Source organism: Metabacillus indicus LMG 22858, assembly GCF_000708755.2.
GTDB classification, from domain to species: Bacteria; Bacillota; Bacilli; order Bacillales; family Bacillaceae; genus Bacillus_P; species Bacillus_P indicus.
The window spans coordinates 713,516-735,471 of record NZ_JGVU02000002.1 but is presented as its reverse complement, the minus strand read 5'-3'; the positions used below and the strand labels follow the sequence as shown (position 1 = coordinate 735,471).

28 protein-coding genes are annotated in these 21,956 nt (G+C 43.2%); 21 read left to right on the top strand and 7 right to left on the bottom strand.

Annotation, left to right across the window (positions count from 1 at the left end; genetic code table 11):
• Positions 1-31: 31 nt before the first annotated feature.
• The gene (locus AZ46_RS06815) at positions 32-3,094 is read right to left on the bottom strand and encodes an efflux RND transporter permease subunit (RefSeq protein ID WP_029280737.1); all 3,063 of its coding nucleotides are present in this window, start codon (positions 3,092-3,094) and stop codon (positions 32-34) included.
• A 292-nt stretch (positions 3,095-3,386) separates the two neighbouring features.
• Here AZ46_RS06815 and AZ46_RS06810 point away from each other — a divergent pair, with 292 nt between their 5' ends.
• From AZ46_RS06810 to AZ46_RS06795, 4 genes are all read left to right on the top strand, one after another.
• Complete coding sequence (locus AZ46_RS06810; protein ID WP_029280739.1) at positions 3,387-4,382, top strand: ABC transporter ATP-binding protein; 996 nt, start codon at positions 3,387-3,389, stop codon at positions 4,380-4,382.
• Between the two features lie 13 nt (positions 4,383-4,395).
• A complete protein-coding gene (locus AZ46_RS06805) occupies positions 4,396-5,184 on the top strand; it encodes an ABC transporter permease (protein ID WP_029280741.1) in 789 nt (262 codons plus the stop codon).
• Between the two features lie 14 nt (positions 5,185-5,198).
• The gene (locus AZ46_RS06800) at positions 5,199-5,993 is read left to right on the top strand and encodes an ABC transporter permease (protein ID WP_029280743.1); all 795 of its coding nucleotides are present in this window, start codon (positions 5,199-5,201) and stop codon (positions 5,991-5,993) included.
• Positions 5,994-6,087: 94 nt separating this feature from the next.
• Positions 6,088-6,801 (top strand): YwaF family protein, encoded by a 714-nt coding sequence (locus tag AZ46_RS06795; RefSeq protein WP_029280745.1) that lies wholly within the window; start codon positions 6,088-6,090, stop codon positions 6,799-6,801.
• Positions 6,802-7,201: 400 nt separating this feature from the next.
• Here AZ46_RS06795 and AZ46_RS06785 read toward each other — a convergent pair whose 3' ends face one another.
• The gene (locus AZ46_RS06785; protein ID WP_029280747.1) at positions 7,202-7,324 is read right to left on the bottom strand and encodes a DUF4023 family protein; all 123 of its coding nucleotides are present in this window, start codon (positions 7,322-7,324) and stop codon (positions 7,202-7,204) included.
• A gap of 162 nt (positions 7,325-7,486) precedes the next feature.
• Between AZ46_RS06785 and AZ46_RS06780 the strand changes: the two genes are divergently transcribed.
• The gene (locus tag AZ46_RS06780; RefSeq protein ID WP_029280748.1) at positions 7,487-8,161 is read left to right on the top strand and encodes a hypothetical protein; all 675 of its coding nucleotides are present in this window, start codon (positions 7,487-7,489) and stop codon (positions 8,159-8,161) included.
• Here the strand turns inward: AZ46_RS06780 and AZ46_RS21875 are convergent.
• A complete protein-coding gene (locus tag AZ46_RS21875) occupies positions 8,158-8,328 on the bottom strand; it encodes a hypothetical protein (protein ID WP_161781201.1) in 171 nt (56 codons plus the stop codon). The genes AZ46_RS06780 and AZ46_RS21875 overlap by 4 nt on opposite strands.
• A gap of 139 nt (positions 8,329-8,467) precedes the next feature.
• Between AZ46_RS21875 and AZ46_RS21440 the strand changes: the two genes are divergently transcribed.
• Entirely contained in the window at positions 8,468-8,644 is a 177-nt protein-coding gene (locus AZ46_RS21440; RefSeq protein WP_081414131.1) for a YozD family protein, read from the top strand.
• A gap of 24 nt (positions 8,645-8,668) precedes the next feature.
• Here AZ46_RS21440 and AZ46_RS06775 read toward each other — a convergent pair whose 3' ends face one another.
• The gene (locus AZ46_RS06775) at positions 8,669-9,760 is read right to left on the bottom strand and encodes a DUF2515 family protein (protein WP_051865315.1); all 1,092 of its coding nucleotides are present in this window, start codon (positions 9,758-9,760) and stop codon (positions 8,669-8,671) included.
• Between the two features lie 111 nt (positions 9,761-9,871).
• On the opposite strand from AZ46_RS06775, the gene AZ46_RS22160 reads away from it, so the two are divergent.
• The 10 genes from AZ46_RS22160 to AZ46_RS06735 all read left to right on the top strand — a co-directional run bounded on the left by AZ46_RS22160 (position 9,872) and on the right by AZ46_RS06735 (position 16,418).
• Positions 9,872-10,036, top strand: a complete 165-nt coding sequence (locus AZ46_RS22160) for a hypothetical protein (RefSeq protein ID WP_087946320.1) — start codon at positions 9,872-9,874, stop codon at positions 10,034-10,036.
• Entirely contained in the window at positions 10,036-10,851 is an 816-nt protein-coding gene (locus AZ46_RS06770; RefSeq protein ID WP_029280751.1) for a serine/threonine protein kinase, read from the top strand. The genes AZ46_RS22160 and AZ46_RS06770 overlap by 1 nt, the downstream gene beginning before the upstream one ends.
• Positions 10,838-11,608: a sporulation protein gene (locus AZ46_RS06765; protein ID WP_029280753.1), complete on the top strand. Its 771-nt coding sequence runs from the start codon at positions 10,838-10,840 to the stop codon at positions 11,606-11,608. The genes AZ46_RS06770 and AZ46_RS06765 overlap by 14 nt, the downstream gene beginning before the upstream one ends.
• 177 nt (positions 11,609-11,785) lie before the next feature.
• Positions 11,786-12,076 (top strand): hypothetical protein, encoded by a 291-nt coding sequence (locus AZ46_RS06760; protein WP_029280755.1) that lies wholly within the window; start codon positions 11,786-11,788, stop codon positions 12,074-12,076.
• A 37-nt stretch (positions 12,077-12,113) separates the two neighbouring features.
• Positions 12,114-12,335, top strand: a complete 222-nt coding sequence (locus tag AZ46_RS06755; protein WP_029280757.1) for a hypothetical protein — start codon at positions 12,114-12,116, stop codon at positions 12,333-12,335.
• Between the two features lie 780 nt (positions 12,336-13,115).
• Positions 13,116-14,150 (top strand): class I SAM-dependent methyltransferase, encoded by a 1,035-nt coding sequence (locus AZ46_RS06750; protein WP_029280758.1) that lies wholly within the window; start codon positions 13,116-13,118, stop codon positions 14,148-14,150.
• An 88-nt stretch (positions 14,151-14,238) separates the two neighbouring features.
• Positions 14,239-15,108 (top strand): sulfite exporter TauE/SafE family protein, encoded by an 870-nt coding sequence (locus AZ46_RS06745; RefSeq protein WP_051865313.1) that lies wholly within the window; start codon positions 14,239-14,241, stop codon positions 15,106-15,108.
• Between the two features lie 154 nt (positions 15,109-15,262).
• Positions 15,263-15,409, top strand: a complete 147-nt coding sequence (locus AZ46_RS21870; RefSeq protein ID WP_161781200.1) for a hypothetical protein — start codon at positions 15,263-15,265, stop codon at positions 15,407-15,409.
• Between the two features lie 24 nt (positions 15,410-15,433).
• The gene (locus AZ46_RS06740; protein WP_029280761.1) at positions 15,434-16,057 is read left to right on the top strand and encodes a phosphatase PAP2 family protein; all 624 of its coding nucleotides are present in this window, start codon (positions 15,434-15,436) and stop codon (positions 16,055-16,057) included.
• A 52-nt stretch (positions 16,058-16,109) separates the two neighbouring features.
• Positions 16,110-16,418, top strand: coding sequence for a hypothetical protein (locus tag AZ46_RS06735; protein ID WP_029280763.1), 309 nt, complete (start codon positions 16,110-16,112; stop codon positions 16,416-16,418).
• Positions 16,419-16,451: 33 nt separating this feature from the next.
• Here the strand turns inward: AZ46_RS06735 and AZ46_RS22155 are convergent, their stop codons facing one another.
• Positions 16,452-16,595 carry a hypothetical protein gene (locus AZ46_RS22155; RefSeq protein ID WP_168713764.1) on the bottom strand — a complete coding sequence of 48 codons (144 nt, stop codon included), beginning with the start codon at positions 16,593-16,595 and terminating at the stop codon, positions 16,452-16,454.
• Positions 16,596-16,775: 180 nt separating this feature from the next.
• Here AZ46_RS22155 and deoD point away from each other — a divergent pair, with 180 nt between their 5' ends.
• The 4 genes from deoD to AZ46_RS22575 all read left to right on the top strand — a co-directional run bounded on the left by deoD (position 16,776) and on the right by AZ46_RS22575 (position 18,982).
• Complete coding sequence (gene deoD, locus AZ46_RS06730) at positions 16,776-17,480, top strand: purine-nucleoside phosphorylase (protein ID WP_029280764.1); 705 nt, start codon at positions 16,776-16,778, stop codon at positions 17,478-17,480.
• Positions 17,481-17,636: 156 nt separating this feature from the next.
• Complete coding sequence (locus tag AZ46_RS06725) at positions 17,637-18,452, top strand: M15 family metallopeptidase (RefSeq protein WP_029280766.1); 816 nt, start codon at positions 17,637-17,639, stop codon at positions 18,450-18,452.
• Entirely contained in the window at positions 18,452-18,643 is a 192-nt protein-coding gene (locus tag AZ46_RS22580; protein ID WP_412768595.1) for a uracil-DNA glycosylase family protein, read from the top strand. Before AZ46_RS06725 ends, AZ46_RS22580 begins: the two co-directional genes overlap by 1 nt.
• Before the next feature lie 84 nt (positions 18,644-18,727).
• Positions 18,728-18,982 (top strand): uracil-DNA glycosylase family protein, encoded by a 255-nt coding sequence (locus AZ46_RS22575; RefSeq protein WP_412768594.1) that lies wholly within the window; start codon positions 18,728-18,730, stop codon positions 18,980-18,982.
• Between the two features lie 28 nt (positions 18,983-19,010).
• On the opposite strand, the gene AZ46_RS06715 is transcribed toward AZ46_RS22575, so the two are convergent.
• On the bottom strand, positions 19,011-19,277 hold the full coding sequence (locus AZ46_RS06715) for a hypothetical protein (protein ID WP_029280767.1): 267 nt from the start codon (positions 19,275-19,277) through the stop codon (positions 19,011-19,013).
• A gap of 79 nt (positions 19,278-19,356) precedes the next feature.
• The gene (locus AZ46_RS06710; RefSeq protein ID WP_051865312.1) at positions 19,357-20,052 is read right to left on the bottom strand and encodes a class I SAM-dependent methyltransferase; all 696 of its coding nucleotides are present in this window, start codon (positions 20,050-20,052) and stop codon (positions 19,357-19,359) included.
• A gap of 181 nt (positions 20,053-20,233) precedes the next feature.
• Here AZ46_RS06710 and AZ46_RS06705 point away from each other — a divergent pair, with 181 nt between their 5' ends.
• Positions 20,234-21,637 (top strand): S41 family peptidase, encoded by a 1,404-nt coding sequence (locus tag AZ46_RS06705; protein ID WP_029280771.1) that lies wholly within the window; start codon positions 20,234-20,236, stop codon positions 21,635-21,637.
• The last annotated feature ends 319 nt before the right edge of the window (positions 21,638-21,956 follow it).

The window sequence follows — 21,956 nt, the reverse complement described above, 5'->3', positions numbered from 1 at the left end:
AAGGCTGCCAATCCCGGCAGCCTTACTTAAATCATGCTTTTTTCTTTCTTGAACGGAGTTTATCGACCGTAATAAACAGGGCAGGCACAATCAGCAGGGTCAGGATTGTCGAGAAGAGAACCCCTGAAACGATGCTGATGGCGAGCGGTTTAAAGAGCGGATCGTTGCTGAATGCCACAGGCAGAAGGGCAACAAGCGCCGTGAATGCTGTCAGTAAAATCGGACGGATTCTTGCGCGTCCGGCTTCAATAACCGCTTCGGCACGGTCGTAACCAGCTCTCATCCGCTGTTCGATAAATTCAAAGAGAACAACAGAATTCCGGACCACGATTCCAGCTAGAGAAACGATTCCCATTGTGGCCATGAAGCTGAACGGTGTCTGAGTAACGAATAATCCTGCAACAGCACCGGCAACTGCAAGATAGACTGTTCCAAGCACAAGCAATGGAAGGGAAAGAGAATTAAACTGGAACGCTATCGTGATGTAGATCAGAACGAGTACAACTAAGAACAGAAGACTGATTTCAACGAAGAATTTCGTCTGATCGTCGTTTTCTCCTCCGAGAGTCAATGTATAACCTTCACCGGAATAATTCTCCTTATAGTCATCTACGATGGATGCAACATCCTCTTTGAACGTTTCTGATTCACCAGGATATGCTTTTAGTGTAATCGTACGTTCTCCGTTTTCACGCGGAATGGTCTGATACTGCTCCACTGTGTCAGTTTCGATAAATTGACTTAGGGGAGCTGTTTGAGGCACTGGACCTTCAGATTGAAGGGGTACCAGAATTTCATCCAGTTTGATGCCTTCTTCATGTACAGCAGGGTCCTGCTTAATCAATAAGTCAATGTTTTCGTTGTTGCTTTTGAAGGTTCCCATAGGCACGCCTTCGGTTACCAGACGGATCTGATCACTTATAAATTTCGGATCCAGGCCGCTTTCTGTTAAAGCTGTACGGTCAAGCTTATATTGAACAGAAGATACCGGCTCTTTCACATTATCAATAATCAGCCCGCTGTCTGCTTCTTTAATGTCAGAAGCGAGTTTGTTTTTAATCTCGTTCAGTTTATTGAAATCCTCGCCGCTTAATTTCACAGTAACAGGTGCACCCGTTGGAGGACCCTGAACAATCGTTGTTAAGAAAATTTCGGCTTCAGGATACTTTTCCCTGAGTGTATCTGTATGTTCTGCAATAAATGCGTCAGCTGTAACGGCTTCGTTGTCGATGCGAGTGACAATCTGTCCCGTATTTGGACCTGCATTTTCAACCGTTTCACTAAAGAGACCGGGAACACCGGAGCCTGCAAAAATAGCTGTTTCTTCTGTTTCTTCAATAGCAAGAAGATCAGTTTCCATTTCTTCAAGGACAGTATTCGTTTCTTCCAGTGTATAATCTGTCGGCATGGTAACCGTCACGGTCACTTCTTTCTTGTTCGCTGACGGGAAAAATTCGAACGGCACAAAGAATGCCAGCAGGAAAATCAGCGTCGTTCCGACAATCCCTGTAATTCCGATTAGAACCGGACGTTTGACGATTTTTGCAAGCAGTGTATCAGCATAAAAATTCGATAATCTAAGCAATGGCCTGCCAAGGAAGCCGGGTTCTTTTTCACTGACACGGATTTTGCGCTTATTGACGGCATATTGATAAACAGGCACAAGGGTCAATGAAATGATCATTGAAGCCGCAATCGTCAGAATCAGTACAGATGGCAGGGACCGGATAAATGAACCATTCGCACCTGATAAGAGAGTAAGCGGCAGGAAAGCAAAGATAACAGCGAGTGTAGAAGTCACAATGGATCCCCAAACCTCTTTCACGCCATCCTTGGTTGCCTGCAGGGCATTGCCGTTTTTCTGAAGCTTATACTGCCTTAATATATTGTCATTGACGACAATCGCGTCATCGACAAGTATTCCAAGCGCGATGATGAGGCCGATGACTGAGATCTGATTTAGATCTACGTCCAAAAACGGCAGCGGAAGAGTTCCAAGCGTGATTGAAAGCGGAATCGCAAGTGACACGATAAAGGCTCCGCTCAAAGTAAGACCGAGAGTAGTAATAAGAATAACGGCCAGTACAGCAATAGCAGCCTCTTTAATCAACTCATCAAATATTTTGTCTACATCCGCTTTTTGCGAGTAGTAGGTTTTCAGTTCCACATTGTCCGGAAGGCTGAGTTCGTCTTTTAATTCCTTATCGACCTTTTTAAAAGTGGCAGGAATATCAAGACCGGATTCGATATTTACGGTGAATGAATAGGCAGGTTTGCCTTCAAATGAAACGATATCTTCCTGCGTTTTTTCCGTCAGCACAAGGTTTGCCGTATCTCCGATTTTGACAGCTTCCTTAGTGATCGGAGACAGTACAGTTATGTCTTCAATTTGATCAATATCCTTGAACTGATCAAGAGTGAGACGGATCGTTTCACCATTTTGGGACGTTTCGCCAAGCGGTGTTGTTTTGTACTCGCTGTTGATGGCTTCAATAATGTTAGAGACATTCAGGCCATTTTCTGCAAGAGCTTCACTGTCAAGCTCCAGGACAGCCTCTTTTTCTTTGAATCCTTTTATAGTAACGCCTGATACGCCATCAAGTTCCTGAATCTTCTCTTTTAAACGGAGTATTTCTTCCTGGCTCTGTTTAAGCGTATCTGCGCTATCTGCTGTAAACATGTATGAGGCTACAGGCAGCCCTGTCTGAGCCTGTTTGACCTCAGGATCAAATGCTTCATCAGGCAGTTTGGAAGCGGCATCCGATACTTTTTGTTTTAGGTCGGATGTGATCTTTTCCAGATCCTCACCATCTTCTACTTCAACTATGACATTTGAAAACTCCTTTGCTGAAACAGAATTCAGGCTCGCAACGCCATCGGAGTTATTAATGGCATCTTCAAGCACTTCTGTTACGTCACTTTCAACAACGGATGCATCTGCACCCGGATAAACCGTTGAAATGGTTACGATGTTTGGCGAGAACTCGGGCAGTTCGCGTTTGGGAAGCTGGTAAAACAAATAGCCTCCGACAAGAATAATAACGAAAAATAAGATGATAATTAATTTTCCGCGTTTGAGAAAGCTCTCGAACATAAATAAGTTCCTCCTTCAATTAGGTCAAATTTGACTAAGTAAACTATAGCACACTTGCTGCGTGATTTTCATTTCCGAATGTGTTAAAAATTTGTGAACTTGTATAAGTCAATATTGGCAAACTCTTATTCATGTTTTTGCATCTGCGAGTCTTTTTAAAGGCTAATAGGCACGTGAAGCTGTTTTAAAAGAAAAAAATGAAAGCGCATCAAAAAATGATTTACAAAATTTTCTACTAGTTCTATAATTTTATAGTTGCAAAAAATACAGACAGCAAAGGGGGAACATCAGATTGATCGAAGTGCGAGATTTAAAGAAGGAATACAAGCTTGTAAAGAGAGATCCCGGCTTAAGAGGCGCAGTGAGAGCACTTTTTAAACGTACATACGTGACTAAGACGGCTGTCAAAGGAGTCAATTTCAAGATTGAACGCGGGGAAATGATCGGGTACATCGGTGCAAATGGTGCCGGAAAGTCTACAACCATCAAAATGCTGACAGGAATTCTGACTCCATCTTCCGGGGAAGTAAAGGTTGGGGGGATTGTTCCCTATAAAAACAGAAAACAAAATGCGAAACAGATCGGTGCGGTCTTTGGACAGCGGACACAGCTGTTCTGGGACATCCCGGTATCTGAGTCGTTTGATCTGCTTAAACATATTTATGAAGTGCCTGAAGAACAGTTTAAGGAAACACTTGAATTGTTCACAGAGGTTCTGCAGCTGAAGCCGCTTCTTTCGATACCGGTAAGGCAGCTTTCACTGGGGCAGAAAATGAGATGTGAGCTTGCGGCGGCATTTCTCCACAGGCCGGATGTCGTATATTTAGATGAACCGACAATCGGGCTTGATGTAGCAGTGAAAGTGCGGATACGGAAATTTATTAAGGAAATGAATGCCCGGTTTGGTACGACGGTGCTTTTGACAACGCATGATATGCAGGACATTGAAGAGATCTGCAGCCGAATCATCATCATTGACAATGGTTCCATTTTATACGACGGCGGCCTCCATGAAATTAAAGACACATTCGCGGCCAAACGGGAAATCCACTTTGAAGTCGAAAGTGTGCAATCGTTCTCATACCCGGCCGCTATTAAGGACAGAACAGAGCTCAGGGCAGTCGATGAAGACCAGCAGCAAAAAGTCATTCTTGCATTTTCTCAAAAGGATGTGGCTGCATCAGAAGTGATCTCCGCCGTATTATCTGAAAATGACATTATCGATTTATCTTTAAACGATCCAAAAATTGAAACCATTGTAGAAGAAATTTATAACCGCGGGCTATAGGGGGGGTATAGAAATGACGAAATACCTGATGTTTGCAAAATCCCAAATGCAGATCAACACTGCATACTCCGCGTGGTACTGGGCTGGAACGGCATCATCCATCATGCGTCTGATGATCATGTTTTATTTTTGGCATGCGGTCTATGACGGCAAGGACACCATTCAGAATCTTACGCTCCAGGATATGCTGACGTATATTGTGGTGGCCATGTTTATACAGGGGTATGTTTCTGGAGTCGGAAACGAACTTGCGCATGATATCCGGGACGGGAACATTGCCATTGAGCTTATGAGACCATATGATGTCATTTTTAAACTGATTTTCATGGATTTCGGAGGGAAGATCACTCATTTTTTCAGGGAAACACTCCCTCTGATGGTGATTGCTTTTGTGTTCATCGATCTGTCTCTTCCAGGTTCGGCGGAAGCTGCGCTCCTGTTTTTGATCAGTGCGGCACTTGGAGTCTGGATTGGCACGTTTTTTGATCTGATGATTGGCATTATTGCCTTTTGGACAGTAAATGTCTGGGGTCTGAGAGTCCTGAAAGAGGGAGTCATCACGTTTTTTTCCGGAGCGCTTGTTCCCATTACGCTTTTTCCCGGGTGGCTTGAAACGCTGAGCTCATATTTGCCGTTTCAGGCGATGGTATTTACGCCTGTTTCTATATATACAGGTATTCTGGAAGGCAGTGATGCATACATTGCCGTGCTGATTCAGCTTGGCTGGTGCCTCGGAATGTTTCTCATCATGAAACTGATTTGGTCCCAGGCGATCAAAAAAGTGACCATTTTCGGCGGGTAAGGGGGTAATAAACAATGCTGAAACGGTATACAAAGCTGTATTATATTTTTGCGAAAAATCACATTAAGGTGATGATGGAATACAGGGTGGACTTTTTCATCGGTGTGATCAGCGTGATGCTCCAGCAGTTCGCAAGCATCTTTTTTGTGAAAGTGGTGTTCGATCATATTGAGCAAATTAACGGCTGGACGTTCTATGAAATTCTTTTTATTTACGGTATTGCCGCAACGGGCAGGTCTCTGCATCATATATTCTTTGATAATTTATGGACGCTTGGGTGGCAGTATGTAAGGCCCGGGCAGATGGACCGTCTACTCATCATGCCGATCAATCCGCTGTTTCACGTGTGTGCAGACAGGCTGCAGCAGGACGGACTGGGTCAGCTTGTGATCGGGATACTTATTCTGGCAGCAGCCTTTCCGCAGCTGGATCTGGCATTCGGCTTCGCAGATTGGCTGATGCTCGTTGTGATGATTGTTTCAAGCGGTTTGATTTACATTGCCATCAACCTGTTTTTTGCCACCTTTTCCTTTTGGATGATCGACAGTCTGCCTATTGTGTATGCTGTTTTTAATCTGAGTGAGTTTGCTAAATACCCGCTGACAATCTACAACAAAACCATTCGTGTCTTTTTAACATGGGTCATTCCGTACGGATTTACGGCCTTTTATCCGGCGGCGTGGTTCCTTGACAGAGAGGGGTATGCTTTTGTCGGCATCATGTCCCCGCTGGTCGGTTTAGGCAGCATTGCGCTTGCGTATATTTTCTGGCTGTATGGATTGCGGGCATACGCGAGTACCGGAACGTAAGAGAGGGAGCTGAACGAATTCGTTCAGCTCTTTTTATTGGATAGAGTTTCTGCAGAAGTGAATTCTAATATCAAAAGAGAAGGAGGCGAGTGGCATGGGAAAATACCTGCAGGTTCATCCGGAGGGAGAAAAATTCATCCTGTTTTCTGCAGAGCACATATGGACGATTGTAATCATAGCTGTAATCATTGTTGGAATGATGCTGTTAAAAAAGAGCTGGATGCCGTATCAGCATCCCATCAGGCTGGCTCTTGCAGCTGTGCTGTTTCTTGCGCTGATCACTCATCAAATGTGGCTGCTGACCGAACATGCGTGGTCTGCAGCATCTGCACTGCCACTGCATTTAAGCGATCTGTCCGTCATACTCGCTTTCATCATGCTCCTAAACGGGTCGGAAAAACTCTTTCAGTTTTTGTATTTCGCAGGCATCGCAAGCTCTGTGCAGGCGCTTTTGACCCCAGACCTCAGCACGTATCATTTTCCGCATTTTCAGTACATCGTCTTTTTTATCTCACATGGGACCGTTATTTTAGCGGTGGTGGTCATGCTCATGGCGTTTTCTTATCGTGTAACCTTCCGGACCGTCTGGAAAAGTGTTCTGATTGTTAACCTTTATGCCGTCATCATTTTTGCTGTGAACAAGTGGCTGGGGTCAAATTATATGTTCCTTATGAAAAAGCCTGAGGGTATGTCCTTGCTTAACGTACTTGGCAAATGGCCGTGGTATTTAATCTGGGCAGAGCTCATCATGATTGTCAGTTTTCTACTGTTGTTTTGGGTGTACAAGAAAGGAAGACTGCATCATTGATCATAGGAAAAGCGGAGCTTAAAGGCTCCGCTTTTCTTATTGTCCAGCTCCTCCCAGCCCTTCCGTCAGAACAAAATCCCCCAAAAAGTCAAAACCGGACTTTTCGGGTGATTTCTTTTCTGCCTGTCAGGGCTAAACGGTCGGCTCCGCTTTTCTTATTGTCCAGCTCCAGCGCTCAGCTCCTCTGTCAGAACGGAACCGTCGGCAAAGGCAAAAAAGCGCCTTTACCGCCGTTTCCTTATCTGACTCCCGGAGCTAAACGAGCGCTTCCGCATTTCTCATTGTCCAGTTCCGCCTCCTAGCCCTTCTGTCAGAACAAAATCCGCCAAAAAGTCAAAACCGGACTTTTCGGCGGATTTCTTATCTGACTGCCAGGCCTGAACAGTCGGCTCCGCTTTTCTTATTTATTCGTCTTATTAGGCTTCTTTTTCCCAGGGTTGCTGCTGCCTTGGTGCTCGCGGTTGTATTCGTCTTTTTGCTGTTTTTGCTGCAGGCTGTTCACGAAGTTTGATGTGTTTTCCACGGTGAGTCCTCCTTGAATTGTTTTTTAGGTTCTTACTATTTCCTTCTTGATGAACATTCATGAGTCCAACTCGGAATCCTTTGCTGTTTTGCCTATTACTTATTTTGCGCTCCGGCATATACTATTTTAACTTTTATGAATCGCGGCAAAGGAGGATCTATCGTGAACAAAAAAATACCAAAGTACAAAGTCGGGGATATTGTCGTGATTGTTATGTACAGCACGGTCGGGACAGTGACGAACGTTCATCAGATCGATCAGCATTATCTTTACGAAGTGAACCACAGCGAGATTTTGTACTTTGAAAACGCGATACAGCTATACTCTGAATACACCGGAAAGGTGATTGATTCAGAGAAGATTGAAATTGAGTTTCAATACCATATCGGGGATATTGTTCAGGTGAAGGGCTATGAAGAAGAGCTTTTCAAGGTGGTTGGATTCCGGACTGAAATCTGGAGATATACAGAAGACGGCTGGGAAGATATCATTTATGAACTGATGAGAATCAATGACGGGGAATGGCTGGAAGCATCCGAAGAAGAGCTTGTTTTCGTCATGGGGAAAAAGCAGGCAGGCACATTTGTCCAGCAGCTGAGCCTGATGCATATTGTTTCGCAGGAAACAAATGGAATTGAGCAGCTTCTGTCAAAAGAAAAGCTGCCAAAGCAAGAGCTCCCCGCGAAGAAAGTCAAGCGCAGCAAACGTGATATCGTGGATGAACTTTTAGATATCTATAATGACTATTTATTTATGTATGAACTGTTTGGAGATCAGGAATATAAGGAAATGATGGATTTTATCATCGACAGTTTAAGAAAATATACGAACGCTTAGTTAAAAAAAGATATAAGAACGTAAATGAAAAACGGAATACATCCATACACCATGAGTGTTTGAAGGCATGCAATCATCTGTTTGTGAACGCATTCAAATCCCTCTCCGTCCAAAAAAGCAAGCAATTTATTCGTTTCCTGTTTTGCAGCAGCTTGTCCATTTTTCATTTCAGCATCTCCTTTTTTGTTGATCTATTTATCACATCGTATGCAGGCCGCAAAAAGGATATGAAAAGAAAAATGTTTATTTTGCAAGACATAGATTACACAAGTTGGACATATAAACAATTACTAAGGGGGCGATGTTGTGAAAGAAATTGAAGTAATCATTGATACCGAAGAAATGGCTGAATTCTTTTACAATGAGCTGACAAAGCGGGGATATGTTCCCTCGGAATCGGAGCTTGATACGATCGCGGATATTGCATTTGATTATCTGCTTGAAAAGTGCATTATCGACGAAGACCTGGAAGATGTTGATTAAACGGCGAGATGACTCGCCGTTTTTTTACATGCCGCGTTTTAAGAAGGGCTTTGTCAGAAGTTTCATCGACCCCATTTTCAAGAGATCCATTTTTACGTTTTTTGTCATGTCCCTGTACGCTTGCTTCTTATCAAAGCTGTCAAAGTCAGCTGCCATCTCCGGATCTTTCAGCCAGTCAGGCCACGGATAATATTTATGGGATACATCATTCCACACATCTGTCAGCTTCGGACTGTATATTTTTTGATGGGGATCCGCTGAAAACAGGTTCGGCCAGTAATCCTCCCGTGAGCCTGAATGAGGAAATGTTTTTGCAAATAAAAGAGCTGACGGGAAAACCGCAGGATGAAACAAGGTGCTGTAAAGAGATTTGCCAATGCTGATCCTTGCTTTCGGATCGTTGAACTGTCCAATTTCAATTCCTGCCAGTGAAAAATACTTATCGTACCCTCTTTTTTTAAAGGGGAAAATAACGTTTGTAAAACCGCACCTCTCTTGAAGCAGATAAGGAATGGACTTTAAAATGTCTGATGATTTTGATATAAGCTGCTGCTCGACATACTGCTGTTCATTCGTTATCAGCGCAAGGGTAAGCAAATTAGATTGCTTTCTTTCATAAAACTGCGCCCAGACTGGCTCCATAAATCTCGAAACATGTAGGGCGGGAAGCAGCCGGAAGAAAGGCTTTCCTCTTTTTTTGCTCTCCTCATAAAGCAGAAGCTGAGGATAAGCATCGTGGAAAATCAGGGCATTTGCAGTTTCAAGAAAATGAAACAGAGAGTTTCGTTCATTTTCGGATAGAAAGTGGCTCACCAGACTGTTTTTCAAATCAGTCATGCTGTAGCCGCCGTTTCGGGAAACCATGTGGGCCAAAAAAGCCCAATGCACCTCGGGATGTTTTAAATAGAAGGAAAGATAAGCTTTTGTCCGCGTTAGATTATTCAGGTTGCAAGATGCAGTAACAGCCTGGATGTTCCGGATCATCTTTGATTCTTCACCGTACACAATAGATGGACCCGGCTGAACAGCAATCAAGGAATCTATAAATGCTTTTTTTTCTGCGTGATCCATAAGAGATGCGACCGTTGGTTTTTTTAAAAGGGGGAGGATTGTCATTTTTGCCAGCTCCTAAAACCTTGCCTCTTACTTACATATGAAAAACCTGAAACTTTTGTTCTCGCGGCACGTATGAAAAGAGCAGGAACTTTTAATGAAAGAGGGATTGTCATGCTCAAAAAACTGATTCAATCGTTTCTAGGAAAGAAGTCTCACCGCAGATACAGCAGCAGCGACAGAAGAGGCAGACCATACGGAAATCCTTCAAAATACGGCTATAAGCATTACAAACGCAAATCAAGATCGAGCAGATTTTCAGGATCCTACAGCAGCTGATGAAGAACCTTCTCCTAAAGTACGGAGAGCGGCCGCTAAAGGCCGGTGATGTAATCGATCATCGATATACCATACAGAAAGTTCTTGGAAAAGGAAGCTACGGCATAACGTATCTTGCAATAACAAAAAGAGATGAGCCGCTTGTGCTCAAACAGCTTAGGGCATATAAGGCTGCATCAGATAGCGGCCTCTCGTCATTCAGGCTTGAAAAAGAACTGCTGGAACAACTCAGCAGTCCGTATTTTCCGGCATATTCAGGCTCTTTTATCTGGAACAGCAAGCATTTCATTGCAATGGAGTATATTAGCGGAGATACGTTTGAAGATTTAATCTTCCTGAAAAAAGAATCATTCGGAGAGAAGGAATCTTTCCGTATTTTGTTGAAAGTAATAGAGGCTGTAGAGGTTCTTCATGCAAAAGGGATCGTGCACAGGGACTTGAGGATTCCGAATATCCTTTTAAAGCATGAATCCATCAGAATCATTGATTTCGGACTTGCGGCAAGAATCGGTGAGGGGCCGGACCCGGCAGAATTGGGGAAGTCTTTTTCCCGTGAAAAAAGACACTACAGAGAACGTTCTTTTCAAAGCGACTTTTATGCGCTTGGCCACTTTGTTCTTTTTCTGCTGTATTCACAATATGTCCCGGTTTCGAAAAAGAACAGAAGCTGGGAAGAGGAACTTGCGTTAACTCAGCACTCAAAAGATACGATTAAACGGATGCTCAAGCTTCAGCAGCCTTATGACAGGATAGAAGACCTGAAAGCTGATGTTTTGAAGTGTGCAGATAGGGGAGAAGAAAATGTCGTTTTTTAATAAGATTTTATCAAGCGTAGGAATTGGGGCTGCAAAAGTGGATGCAAGACTTGCATCTGACAGGATTGCTCTTATGGATGAAGTAAAAGGCATTATTCACGTTCAGGGGGGAAATGTTGAACAGCAGATTGATGAGATCTATCTGTCCCTGCAAACAAGCTACTTAAAAGAGACGGATGATAAAAAGTATTATCAAAACGCAACCATCACCAAAATCAAAATCAATGAGCCGTTCGTCATCATGGCAAACGAAGTGAAAGAAATTCCGTTTGCGTTTCAGCTTCCTTCGGATACGCCGATTACCCTCGGCTCATCAAAAGTGTGGCTTGAAACAGGGCTGGATATTAAAGGCGCCGTTGATCCGAGTGATAAAGACCGGATTGAAGTCCTTCCGCCCGCCATTGTTCAAACCGTATTTGCCGCATTAAGAGATCTCGGATTCAATTTGCGCAAAGCAGAAAACGAGGCAGCTCCATACCATCTGAGAAAAAGACTGCCATTCATACAGGAATTTGAATTTTATCCGACAGCAGGTCCGTTCAGGGGGAAATTGGATGAACTGGACGTCGTGATTTCGAACATCAGTCCGCAGGGAGTAGAGCTATTGCTTGAAATTGACAGGAGAGCAAGAGGCCTGGGAGGATTTTTGTCAGAAGCGCTTGAAATGGATGAGTCTCTTGTTAAAGTGATGATTCCAAATGCGGATCAGCAAGCCATCCGCAGAACACTGGAAGATGTTATCCAAAGGTACAGCTGATGTAGAAGCGGCAAGTTCATCTTGCTGCTTTTTTTATTCCGGGAAGAAGCATTTTTTCATCCAGCCCAGCATCCTTTTCTGCTTGAGGCTTCAGGACAGTCAGAAAATAACCATACTTGTTCGAATAGTATAGGGAGTCAGGCCGGTCAGAAAAGAGAGAACTGAGGAGGATGCAGCATGATTTACGAAATAGAAATAGGCACGGATAAAGGCAAACTGTCGTTAATTACCCTTGGAAAAGAAAAAGATGAAGTCATAGAATGTCTGCAGACAGACCGATTCTTTATCGGTTATACTCATACAGGCCTTACATTCGGTCTTAATGCAAATGAAATCGTTTCATTCGATATTCAAAAGCGTGAAACAGTGCCGTCTATGCTGACAGAAGCATTAAAAGATGAGTACGGGGAAGAAATCACTGAAAAGTTTCCATTTTTGACTTCTTTGCTTTATGAGAAGGCGCTATAAAGATAAAAGTTCTGCAAAAGGGAAGGGATGAATAGAAATGCACGAGAATGTCTGGATAAAAAAGTATACAGTCCTCGATAAAACAAGAGAGCAGCTGATTCAAGATCTGGAAATACCGGCTTCCTATTTTCCATACATAGATGCTGCAAAATTAAGGATTCAGGAAACGGGAAATAATGGACCCGTTCATGATGCAGGAGATCAATTTCTGGAGTTTCTGAAGGAGGAGTCTCTTTCTTCAGAGGACGCTGCAGGCTGATATTGCAAAAAGGCGTTTCTTATGAAGCGTCTTTTTGTCTGGAAAAATGAGAACACAACAAAACGCTGTCTATGTATACCGGACATAAACAGCGTCTTATTTCAATCCAAACATATTCACTTTTTAGTTCGATCCTTTCTTACTAAAACCCATTCGCTGCTATCGATCAATTGATTTGTTTCAATTAACATAGTGCACGATGAATCAGTTTATTCCCATTGCTCTTTAAACTCAATCTAAGAAATGTTTTACCATCACACTTTTAATTCAGATTTCTTTTGTTTCTAACTCATCCAATTATCTTGCTTTCTTGCTCTGGCTTCCCCGCATATCCACATGCTCCGAAAATAGTTTTCACCGGCTATTTTCCTGCGGCAGCATGATTACAATATGCTTCGCTAACGTCAGTCATTGGAATCATCCCCTTTAAAAAGTCGGATTCACTGATTTCCCGCATATCCACACATCTCAAAATCAGTTTTCACGGACTGATCTTTTCCGAGATTTGCTACTGATATGCTTCGCTGACCGTCTTCATTGGAATCACGCCTTCCTTTGATTGAGTAAATTCATCTTAACAAAATCTTTACATAATTTAAAGATTCAGAATTATCTGTATAAACCTAAATATAGTCATTTTACCGTTCTCAGCTCTTTCTAACTCGTTTTTTCGAAGTATTTCAGCTTTTTTCAAGAAAGGATGATTGGACAAATTGATTGATTCAACAGATAAACGTTGTTAAAATGAATGTAAAATTCTGACTAAAATGAGGTGCTGCAATGATCACCGCACATCGGCCGTTTACAGAAGAAGATCTTGGTAAAACAGCTTTGACAGAAAGTTTTAAAATTGACTTGCGCACATATACAGATGAAGAGAAAGATACGTTTTTTACGTCAAATGTTGTAAGTGACTGGTCGCAGCTCTCCTGGAAAGATACAGGAAAACCTTATGAAGTGAAAACTTTATCAAAGGACCGGAAGGAATGGGAAAAAGAGAACGGGTTGTCCATGCCGGTACACACCTCTTGGGAATATTTCAATAAATCGTTTCACGAGTGGTTCATAAAAGATGTGCCGGGAGAAATGGAGGAGCTCAGCAAGGAATTAAGGACGCATTTTTCTGCTTTTCGTCCGGCAGAGGTCAGGGAAGTACTGGGCCGTTCATTAAAGCTGAGGCTCTGGAATTACATCCACAGGATGGAGGACGGTATTTGGGACCCTCGGGGAAAACGTGCATTGTTTGAAGGGCTGGATGTAAGCAAACCGAAAATACTGTTTCTCGGCGCCGCAGAAGGATATGAGGCTATGCAGCTTGCAGCCATGTATCCTGGTGCAGAAGTGGTTATGGTTGATTATGATGCGTATTGCAGGGACAGCCGGTTTGCAGAATTCCCTGAGCACTATCCTTTTTTAGGCCAAAACCCACAGACAGGAAGCCACAAAGTCTATTACAAAAATGATTTTAACATCACCTATTTGGTCGATGATATCCGCAATCTTTCTTTTGGCAAAGAATTCGACATTGTCATCAGCGTTGGAATGATTGAGCATTTCCCCGATGAGCAAAAGCCCGAAGCCATCGACTGGCACAGGAAATTTTTAAAGGACGGCGGTTATGCCATTCTGACAACGCCAAGGGCACAGGCAAAATCAAAACTGTACTATCAGATCATGGCGGATGTCATGAATCATACGTACAGAGAATTAATGACAATTCAGCAAATGGGCCTATATATTTATGAAAGCGGTTTCGATATTCTGCGTCACGGCTTTATTAAAGTTCATAACGGTGTAATCGCACGCCCAAGGTGAAGTTGAAAGATTCTGATTAAGGGGCATCACCTTTTATTTTCTCCTCAGGACCGATAAAATAGGAATTGACGGCTATTTTACCAGAGGTGTGATTCTTATTTTTATCTTATACGCAGTGCTCGGTTTACTGATTGGTGTTTTATCGGGGTTTTTCGGCGTTGGAGGAGGCTTTATCCTCACCCCGGTACTCCTGCTGCTCTCAGTCGATCCGATTACTGCCATCACGATAAGTCTGATGTATACAATTGGAACATCGGTTTCAGGTGTATTCGCCCATTTGAAAATGAAAAATGTCAAGTGGAAGGATGCAGCTCTGATTGGCGCCAGCGGAGCAGCAGCTACACAGGCTGCCAATCCATTTGTTTTCTTTTTAAATGATCATCATTTGGATGAAACGGTGATTCCCCTTGCTTATGTTCTTCTTCTTGGCTATTTTTCATGGAGTCTGCTTCTCAGGAAGGATAAGAAAACATCATCAGGCAGAAAAAAGGGCATGAAATTGCTGATTCTTGTGTTTACAGGCGCGACCGGAGGTTTTGTTTCAACTCTTCTTGGGGTTGGAGGCGGCTTTATCCTTGTTCCGCTTTTGATTTCCCTTTCCGGATTTAAACCGAGGGAAGCAGTGGGGACAAGTCTTATGAGTGTTCTTTTCATTGTTACGGCTGGTTTTATCACGTATTTCGCAAAGTCACCGATTGACCTTTCTGCTGGAGCTATGCTGATTGCTGGAGGACTTGCAGGTGCGCAGGCAGGAGCATATTTGACATCCAGGTTCGAACAGACGGAAATCAGGACGCTGCTTGGCAGTTTGTATGTCATTACCGCGCTGAGCACAGGATTGAAGCTTGCAGGCCTGGAATATCTCGGGATCATTGTTCTTATCGTTTTTATTGGAGGACTCTACGTGAAAATGGGTCTCAAAATTGGAAAGCAGCTAAAGGAAATCCGTTCAAAGTGAACGGATTTTTTTGTTGTATGAAAAGGAAAACCCCACTTCTTTTTGAGGGACAGGCAGCATATTTATGGAAAGAATGGCTCCTGAACACATGAATGGCTGCCGTATTTTCAGCAAAAATAAGAAGGCACCTATTTATTATCAGGAGGAATGAACCATGGCACATAAACATCAGAACAGCGCTGAGCAAAAAGCAAAAAAACAAGCTCCGGGTCAATATAAAGAAGAATACTCAACAGAAGTCGCACATAAACCCCAGCCTGCTCCAGGACATAAGGAACATAAACGAAACAAAATGAATTAAGCAGTTATTGGGAGGGGAGAAGCCGTGAAAAAGATAGCCGCCTTTTTTCTCCTGTTTCTTTTACTTGCATGTATTTACAGGATAGATGGTGTTCAGCATGCTGAAAATTTCGTTGTCCAAAAGGCTGAAACTTGGCGGTCAGAACCGGCAACAGCTGTTTTTCTGGCAGTCAGCGATGCCGGTTCCATAAAAGCCGAGTACCCAGTGCTTTTATTTGCAACCTTTCTTCTTCTGCTGAATAAAAAAGTCCTGGCTCCAGCCTTTTTATGGATTGCGTTTTATTCTGCACGTTATCTCAACACAGGACTTAAAGATCTCTTTGAAAGGGAAAGACCATCCTTTCACGCGGTCATTGACGCTGCCCATTACAGTTTTCCAAGCGGCCATGCAATGAATTCCACCGTTTTTTATGGATTTATTTGCTACCTATTGCTGGCAAACACATCAGCAGCGGGCCGTAACAAAAAGAAAAGGTTTTGGGCGGCTGTTTGTTTTATAGGATTGATTGGGTTAAGCAGAGTGTATTTAGGCGTTCATTATGCCATTGATGTAGCCGCGGGATTTTCGGCAGGCATTGTGCTGCTTTTAATACTGATCCGTCTGTATGAATGGATGAAAATGTCAATCGACAAAACTAGTGCAACTTAGACGAAGGAATTAAGGCGGCAGTCACCTAATATGTAAGAAGGGGGTGGCATGTATGGGAATAAGTCTTTTTGCAGAGAGGCCGCAGACATATGAGGTTACCATTTTTCAAACGCCGGAATATGGACAAAAAATCGGATATCAGGAAGTATACAGGATGAATCTTGAAGCAGCGGGGCACATTGATGCCATGCACCTCATCTTTGGCATGTTTAATGTGAAAGACAGAGTTCCTAAAGACTACAAGGCAAGGTTTATTGCCACCGGGGATATTCTGCTGATTGATGAGCGGAAGAGAGGACAGACTTTTTATAAGCTGTTTTCAGGCGGCTGGAAGAAAATAAGCAGAATGCAAGTAAGGTAGGGGCAGCACCAGCGGCTGCCCTTTTTCTTTTCCTTACATGTGGTTTCCAGGACCGTTTTTGCGTTTTTCGGGGGAAGCTTCTTTTCCGTGCGCATTATGCTCAGCCTCAATAGCCTCAGCCGGAATATGATTGTTTTTCTTCTGTCCATTGACTCTGTTTCGATGTTTTTTACCCATGAGTATCCCTCCTTTTCCCACCTATTTTTCTCGAAATAAGCCGTTTTCACACCAGTAAATAAGTATCATGTATAGAATTGAAAGGAATCCCGAAAAATGTAGAAAGGGAAAAGATTTTTTCAGCAGGATTATGGTATATTGAAAAAGCACCTTTTTTACATAGAAACTGGAGGAATGAAAATGAGTGTTCATATAGGAGCAAAACCAAATGAAATTGCAGAATCCATTCTGCTGCCAGGAGATCCGCTGCGTGCAAAGTATATTGCAGAAACGTTTTTAGAAGATGCTGTCTGCTACAATGAAGTGCGCGGTATGTTAGGATACACAGGAACTTACAAAGGCGAAAGAATTTCCGTCCAGGGTACTGGCATGGGTGTGCCGTCCATCGCGATTTATGTAAACGAATTAATTCAAAGCTATAACGTTCAAAAGCTGATCCGCGTTGGAACTTGCGGTGCGATTCAGCAGGATGTAAAGGTCCGTGACGTTATTCTTGCGATGAGCGCATCAACAGATTCGCAAATGAACAGATTGACATTTGGCGGAGTTGATTATGCTCCGACTGCTGACTTTGACCTGCTGCGCTTTGCTTATGAAGCAGGAAACGAGAAGGGCTTAAAATTGAAAGTCGGCAACGTGTTCACCGCTGATATGTTCTACAACGACAATTCAGAGCTGGAAAAATGGGCGAAATACGGCGTACTTGCCATCGAAATGGAATCCGCTGCCCTTTACACACTTGCTGCTAAATTTGGCCGCCAGGCACTTTCTGTCCTGACAGTAAGCGATCACATTCTTACTGGGGAAGAAACAACTTCTGAAGAGCGTCAGACAACCTTCAATGAAATGATGGAAATTGCGCTTGAAGCAGCAATCAAAAAGTAAACTAAATGTTTTTTAGAAACGCGCGAAACTTTTTCGTGCGTTTTTCTCATTTTTCGACAAAATCTGTCACAAATGACAGATATAGTTTTCCTCATTTTAGGCAATAGTGATAGAATAAAAGCTATGAAATGTCAAAATGCAGGTAAGGTGAATCAAATGAATGGAACGAAAAAAACGATGGCTGCTGTTTTGCCGCTGACGCTGATGCTTTCAGCATGTTCCGGCTTGGATTTTTCCAAAAGCCTGAACCCTTTTAAAGAAGGACAGGCAAAGACACAGGAGCATCAAGAGAAAATAGATCCCGAAAAAGAAGGTAAAGAAGAAATTCTGACACTTGAAGAGCCGTTTTTTAATCAGATTAAAGAGGTAAATGGAAAGCAAACGATCGCCAATCCCGAGAATCGCATGGTACTCGTGAATAAAGAGTTCTCCTTGCCGGCTGACTACGAGCCTGCTGATCTGGTCTCCCCGAATGTTCCATTTTCTTTTGGAGATGCAGAGGTGCCTCAGCGCTATATTCGAAAAGAAGCAGCAGCAGCCCTTGAACGATTGTTCGCACAGGCTGCTGCAGAGGGGATAGAATTATTTGCAGTCTCCGGTTACAGGTCTTATGAGCGCCAGACCGGCATTCTAAATGTAGAAAAGGAACGAAAAGGAGACACAACAGCACTTGAGACGGTTGCGCTTCCGGGGCAAAGCGAACATCAAACAGGACTTGCGATGGATGTTACGAGCAAAAGCGCTGATATGGATATTACGGAAAAATTCGGAGATACTCCCGAAGGAAAATGGGTACAGGCGAACGCGCATAAATTCGGATTTATCATCCGGTATCAAAAAGGCAAAGAAGAGATTACAAAGTTCTCTTATGAACCTTGGCACCTGCGTTATGTAGGAGTAAAAGAAGCGACAGAAATATATGAAAATCAGCTGACTCTTGAAGAATATTTTAAAAAAGTGAAGAAAATCTGATGAGCAGGCCCGAGCTCGACCGAATCAGACACGGACTGGATTTATTGTTCATTGGCTACAATCCCAGCCTGTATTCCGCACAGGTCATGCATCACTATGCGGGCAAAAACAACCGTTTCTACCGGATTCTTTATGAGGCTGGTATTACAGAAAGACAGTTTTCCCCTTTTGAAGACAGGGATCTTCTTTAGCAGGGAATCGGTTTCACAAACATTGTTGACAGGCCGACTAAAACGGCTGCTGAAATTACTCCAGGCGAATACAAAGCTGGCAGAGTGCAGCTGCTCAATAAACTTCAAACCTATCAGCCCAAGCTTGCCTGTTTTGTTGGAAAGGGAGTTTACCTCGCATACAGCGGCAAGAAAAAAGCCGCATGGGGACTCCAGCCCGATTCGGTTGCCGGTGGTGTTCTTGAATTTGCGGCTCCTTCTTCCAGCGGACTTGTCAGGATGAAAATCAGCGAAATTGTTGATATATACAAAGAAATCCCATTGATTATGAAGAAAAAGCAGTCCATCTCTGAAAGGTGATGGACTGCTTTTTTAATTCCCTATTTGATTACCAGAACAGCAATCCGCCAAGGACAACACCTGTTACAAATGCCAGGCCGATGCCGTATGGGTACCCGTATCCTGGTCCGTATCCGCCATAATAGCCCATGCCGAAGCCTCCGCGTCCTCGTCCGCCTCCGCCAAGCGGCTGGATAAATACACGCTGTCTAGTGACATTTGTTATTCTTCCAACGTGCTGTCTGCCGAAACGGTCGCTGATGCGCACTACCTGCCCGTTGTATTGGCAGCATAGATTATAATAATTTTGCGACATTTTTTTTCCTCCCTTCACCTGCTTCACCATAAACTATGAAAAAACAGCATAAAGGGTTTGTACGAATACCCCGGTGCCCTTATTTTACGCACCTGAAAATGCGAAATTGGACGGCGCGGTGAAAGATTTCCCTGAGACTTTCATGTTTTGCAAGCATGTCAAAATAGAGGGAGGGAATATCCTCAGACATATCAAATTCTGTCGTTGGTTCATCTTCTTCTATTAGAAAGTCCTGTTGAGAATGAACAGTGATATCAGTAAATCCTGCGCTTTTAAAATGATTCATCCATTGAACTTCATTCAGCATGGACTTAAACCCATAAAACGTTTCAATTTCCTCTGCCATCAATTTCTCAGCATTTTCCGATTTTACAATTTCTATTGCAAGGAGAATGCCTTCGTCTTTTAAAACTCTGTATGCTTCTTCTATGGAAGTTTCTGCATCAGTAAAGCTTAAAACCGACTCACAAAAAACGTAATCAAATGCGCGGCTCTCAAAAGGCAGCTTCTCAAGCGATCCTTTGATGAGACAGGAAGAATCTTTTAACCTTTTCGCTGCTTTTTGAAGCATGACAGGATCAGGGTCAATTCCTTTCACGTCCGTAATCATGGACTTTAAAAACTGCATGGTCTGCCCGGTGCCGCATCCTGCATCAAGAACAGCTGCCGTTTCTGGGATTTTTTCTGCTTCAATGATTTCTTTTGTCAGCATAAAGCCCCCTGGATGGGCGCCGCCAACGCCGAGCTGTGCCAGCAGATCCAAATAAGTCGGCATCATGAACCACTCCTTTCTGATTAAGGTATGAAGGCTCTGCTTTTGGTGTGAGGAAGCAGGCTGAAAGAATGGATTTTCATATATAGCACATACTGTTTTAAGGAATCTGTTTGACGGTGATTTTAGTTGACGTTTTTCTCTCCGTTACTCATAATGATTACATAACGAGGGTGGTGTTACTTTGTCCAACAACAAATTGAAATTTTTGTTTGCCATTGTGCTGACAGCTGTCATCAGTGCAGGAATTACGTTTGCCGTAGTTCAAAAAGGCACAGGAGTGAGCGGTGCTGAAAGAACCGGCGATGATCCGTTTGAAAAGCTCTATTCTACATACGACACGCTTCAGGGCGAATTTTACCAGAATACCAATGAAGAAAAGCTTGTAGACGGAGCCATTAAAGGAATGCTTCAGTCACTTGGCGATCCATACTCAGCTTATATGGATCAGGAAGAAGCAAAAGGCTTCAATGAAAACATTTCATCCTCTTTTGAAGGAATCGGGGCAGAAGTTCAGGAATCTGACGGCAAAATCATGATTGTTTCGCCAATCAAAGGTTCGCCTGCTGAAAAAGCGGGACTTAAGCCAAAAGATAAAATTCTTAAAGTGGATGACAAAAGTGTGGAAGGAATGACAGTCAATGAAGCTGTCATGCTGATCCGCGGCGAAAAAGGCTCAAAGGTTCAGCTTGTCATTGAACGCGATGGAGTCGGACAGCTTGATTTTAATTTGACCAGAGATACCATTCCGCTTGAAACGGTTTACACCGAAACAGAAAATGGAATCGGAAAAATTCAAATTACCAAGTTTTCTGAAACTACCGGCAAAGAGCTCGCAGATGCATTAAACGAATTAAATGATCAGAACGTCAAGGGCCTCGTTCTCGATCTGCGCCAGAATCCGGGCGGCCTGCTTGATCAGGCCATTGCCATGAGCGATATTTTCGTTCCAAAAGGCAAAACGATTATGCAGATTGAAAATAAGAACGGAACAAAAGAAGTTCAAAAATCACAAAACGATTCAGCAGTGAACGTACCTGTTGTCGTTGTCGTCGACAACGGAACCGCAAGTGCAGCTGAAATTATGGCCGGAGCCCTTCATCAGTCTGCAGGCATCCCGATCGTCGGTGAAAAAACATTCGGTAAAGGAACGATTCAGACAGCCAAAAGCTTTGAAGACGGATCTTCCATTAAATATACGATTGCAAAATGGCTGACGCCTGATGGATCATGGATTCATAAAAAGGGAATTGAGCCCCAGCATAAAGCTTCCCTTCCTGCGTATGCCAATCTCCCGTACCTAAACCCTGAAAAAGAACTGAAACAGGGAGACTCATCAGCAGAAGTAAAAGCAGCACAGCAGATGCTGCAGGCACTGGGCTATGAGGACATTAAAACAGAAGGGTTTTTTGAAGAAACGACCAAAAAAGCCGTTACCAGGTTCCAGTCTGAAAACAATCTCAGCCAAACAGGAACAATCAAAGGAGAAACCACCATTAAAATGCTGGAACTCCTGCAAGCAAAACTAAAAGAAAATGACACTCAGATGTCTAAAGCGCTTGAAGTACTGAATGAGCAAATGAAGTAAAAAAACGAACCGGACTATTTATTAGTTCGGTTTTTTTTATGTAATGGATTTTGCTGATTAAGCCGGGGTTCTTGATGAAACAGGGGGAAGTGTTCTATGGAGAGTTAGCAGCACTTTGTCAGGTATTTGGCATGAAGAAAGTGTTCTAAACCGGAATTAGCTACATTAAATCGAGCATCCCGACCGCGGAAAGTGTTCTAAACCGGGGTAAGCAACACTAAGTAGGGGATTCTGACAGCAGAAAGTGTTTTAAACCGGAGTAAGCAGCATTAAGTCGGGATACCCGACCGCAGAAAATGTTCTAAGCCGGAGTAAACAG

Coding starts and splice junctions, on each gene's coding strand:
- AZ46_RS06815 (WP_029280737.1), bottom strand. CDS start 3,094: ATGTTCGAGAGCTTTCTCAAACGCGGAAAATTAATTATCATCTTATTT.
- AZ46_RS06805 (WP_029280741.1), top strand. CDS start 4,396: ATGACGAAATACCTGATGTTTGCAAAATCCCAAATGCAGATCAACACT.
- AZ46_RS06800 (WP_029280743.1), top strand. CDS start 5,199: ATGCTGAAACGGTATACAAAGCTGTATTATATTTTTGCGAAAAATCAC.
- AZ46_RS06795 (WP_029280745.1), top strand. CDS start 6,088: ATGGGAAAATACCTGCAGGTTCATCCGGAGGGAGAAAAATTCATCCTG.
- AZ46_RS21875 (WP_161781201.1), bottom strand. CDS start 8,328: ATGAAAAATGGACAAGCTGCTGCAAAACAGGAAACGAATAAATTGCTT.
- AZ46_RS06775 (WP_051865315.1), bottom strand. CDS start 9,760: ATGACAATCCTCCCCCTTTTAAAAAAACCAACGGTCGCATCTCTTATG.
- AZ46_RS22160 (WP_087946320.1), top strand. CDS start 9,872: ATGCTCAAAAAACTGATTCAATCGTTTCTAGGAAAGAAGTCTCACCGC.
- AZ46_RS06770 (WP_029280751.1), top strand. CDS start 10,036: ATGAAGAACCTTCTCCTAAAGTACGGAGAGCGGCCGCTAAAGGCCGGT.
- AZ46_RS06765 (WP_029280753.1), top strand. CDS start 10,838: ATGTCGTTTTTTAATAAGATTTTATCAAGCGTAGGAATTGGGGCTGCA.
- AZ46_RS06760 (WP_029280755.1), top strand. CDS start 11,786: ATGATTTACGAAATAGAAATAGGCACGGATAAAGGCAAACTGTCGTTA.
- AZ46_RS06755 (WP_029280757.1), top strand. CDS start 12,114: ATGCACGAGAATGTCTGGATAAAAAAGTATACAGTCCTCGATAAAACA.
- AZ46_RS06750 (WP_029280758.1), top strand. CDS start 13,116: ATGATCACCGCACATCGGCCGTTTACAGAAGAAGATCTTGGTAAAACA.
- AZ46_RS21870 (WP_161781200.1), top strand. CDS start 15,263: ATGGCACATAAACATCAGAACAGCGCTGAGCAAAAAGCAAAAAAACAA.
- AZ46_RS06735 (WP_029280763.1), top strand. CDS start 16,110: ATGGGAATAAGTCTTTTTGCAGAGAGGCCGCAGACATATGAGGTTACC.
- AZ46_RS22155 (WP_168713764.1), bottom strand. CDS start 16,595: ATGGGTAAAAAACATCGAAACAGAGTCAATGGACAGAAGAAAAACAAT.
- deoD (WP_029280764.1), top strand. CDS start 16,776: ATGAGTGTTCATATAGGAGCAAAACCAAATGAAATTGCAGAATCCATT.
- AZ46_RS06725 (WP_029280766.1), top strand. CDS start 17,637: ATGAATGGAACGAAAAAAACGATGGCTGCTGTTTTGCCGCTGACGCTG.
- AZ46_RS22580 (WP_412768595.1), top strand. CDS start 18,452: ATGAGCAGGCCCGAGCTCGACCGAATCAGACACGGACTGGATTTATTG.
- AZ46_RS06715 (WP_029280767.1), bottom strand. CDS start 19,277: ATGTCGCAAAATTATTATAATCTATGCTGCCAATACAACGGGCAGGTA.
- AZ46_RS06710 (WP_051865312.1), bottom strand. CDS start 20,052: ATGCCGACTTATTTGGATCTGCTGGCACAGCTCGGCGTTGGCGGCGCC.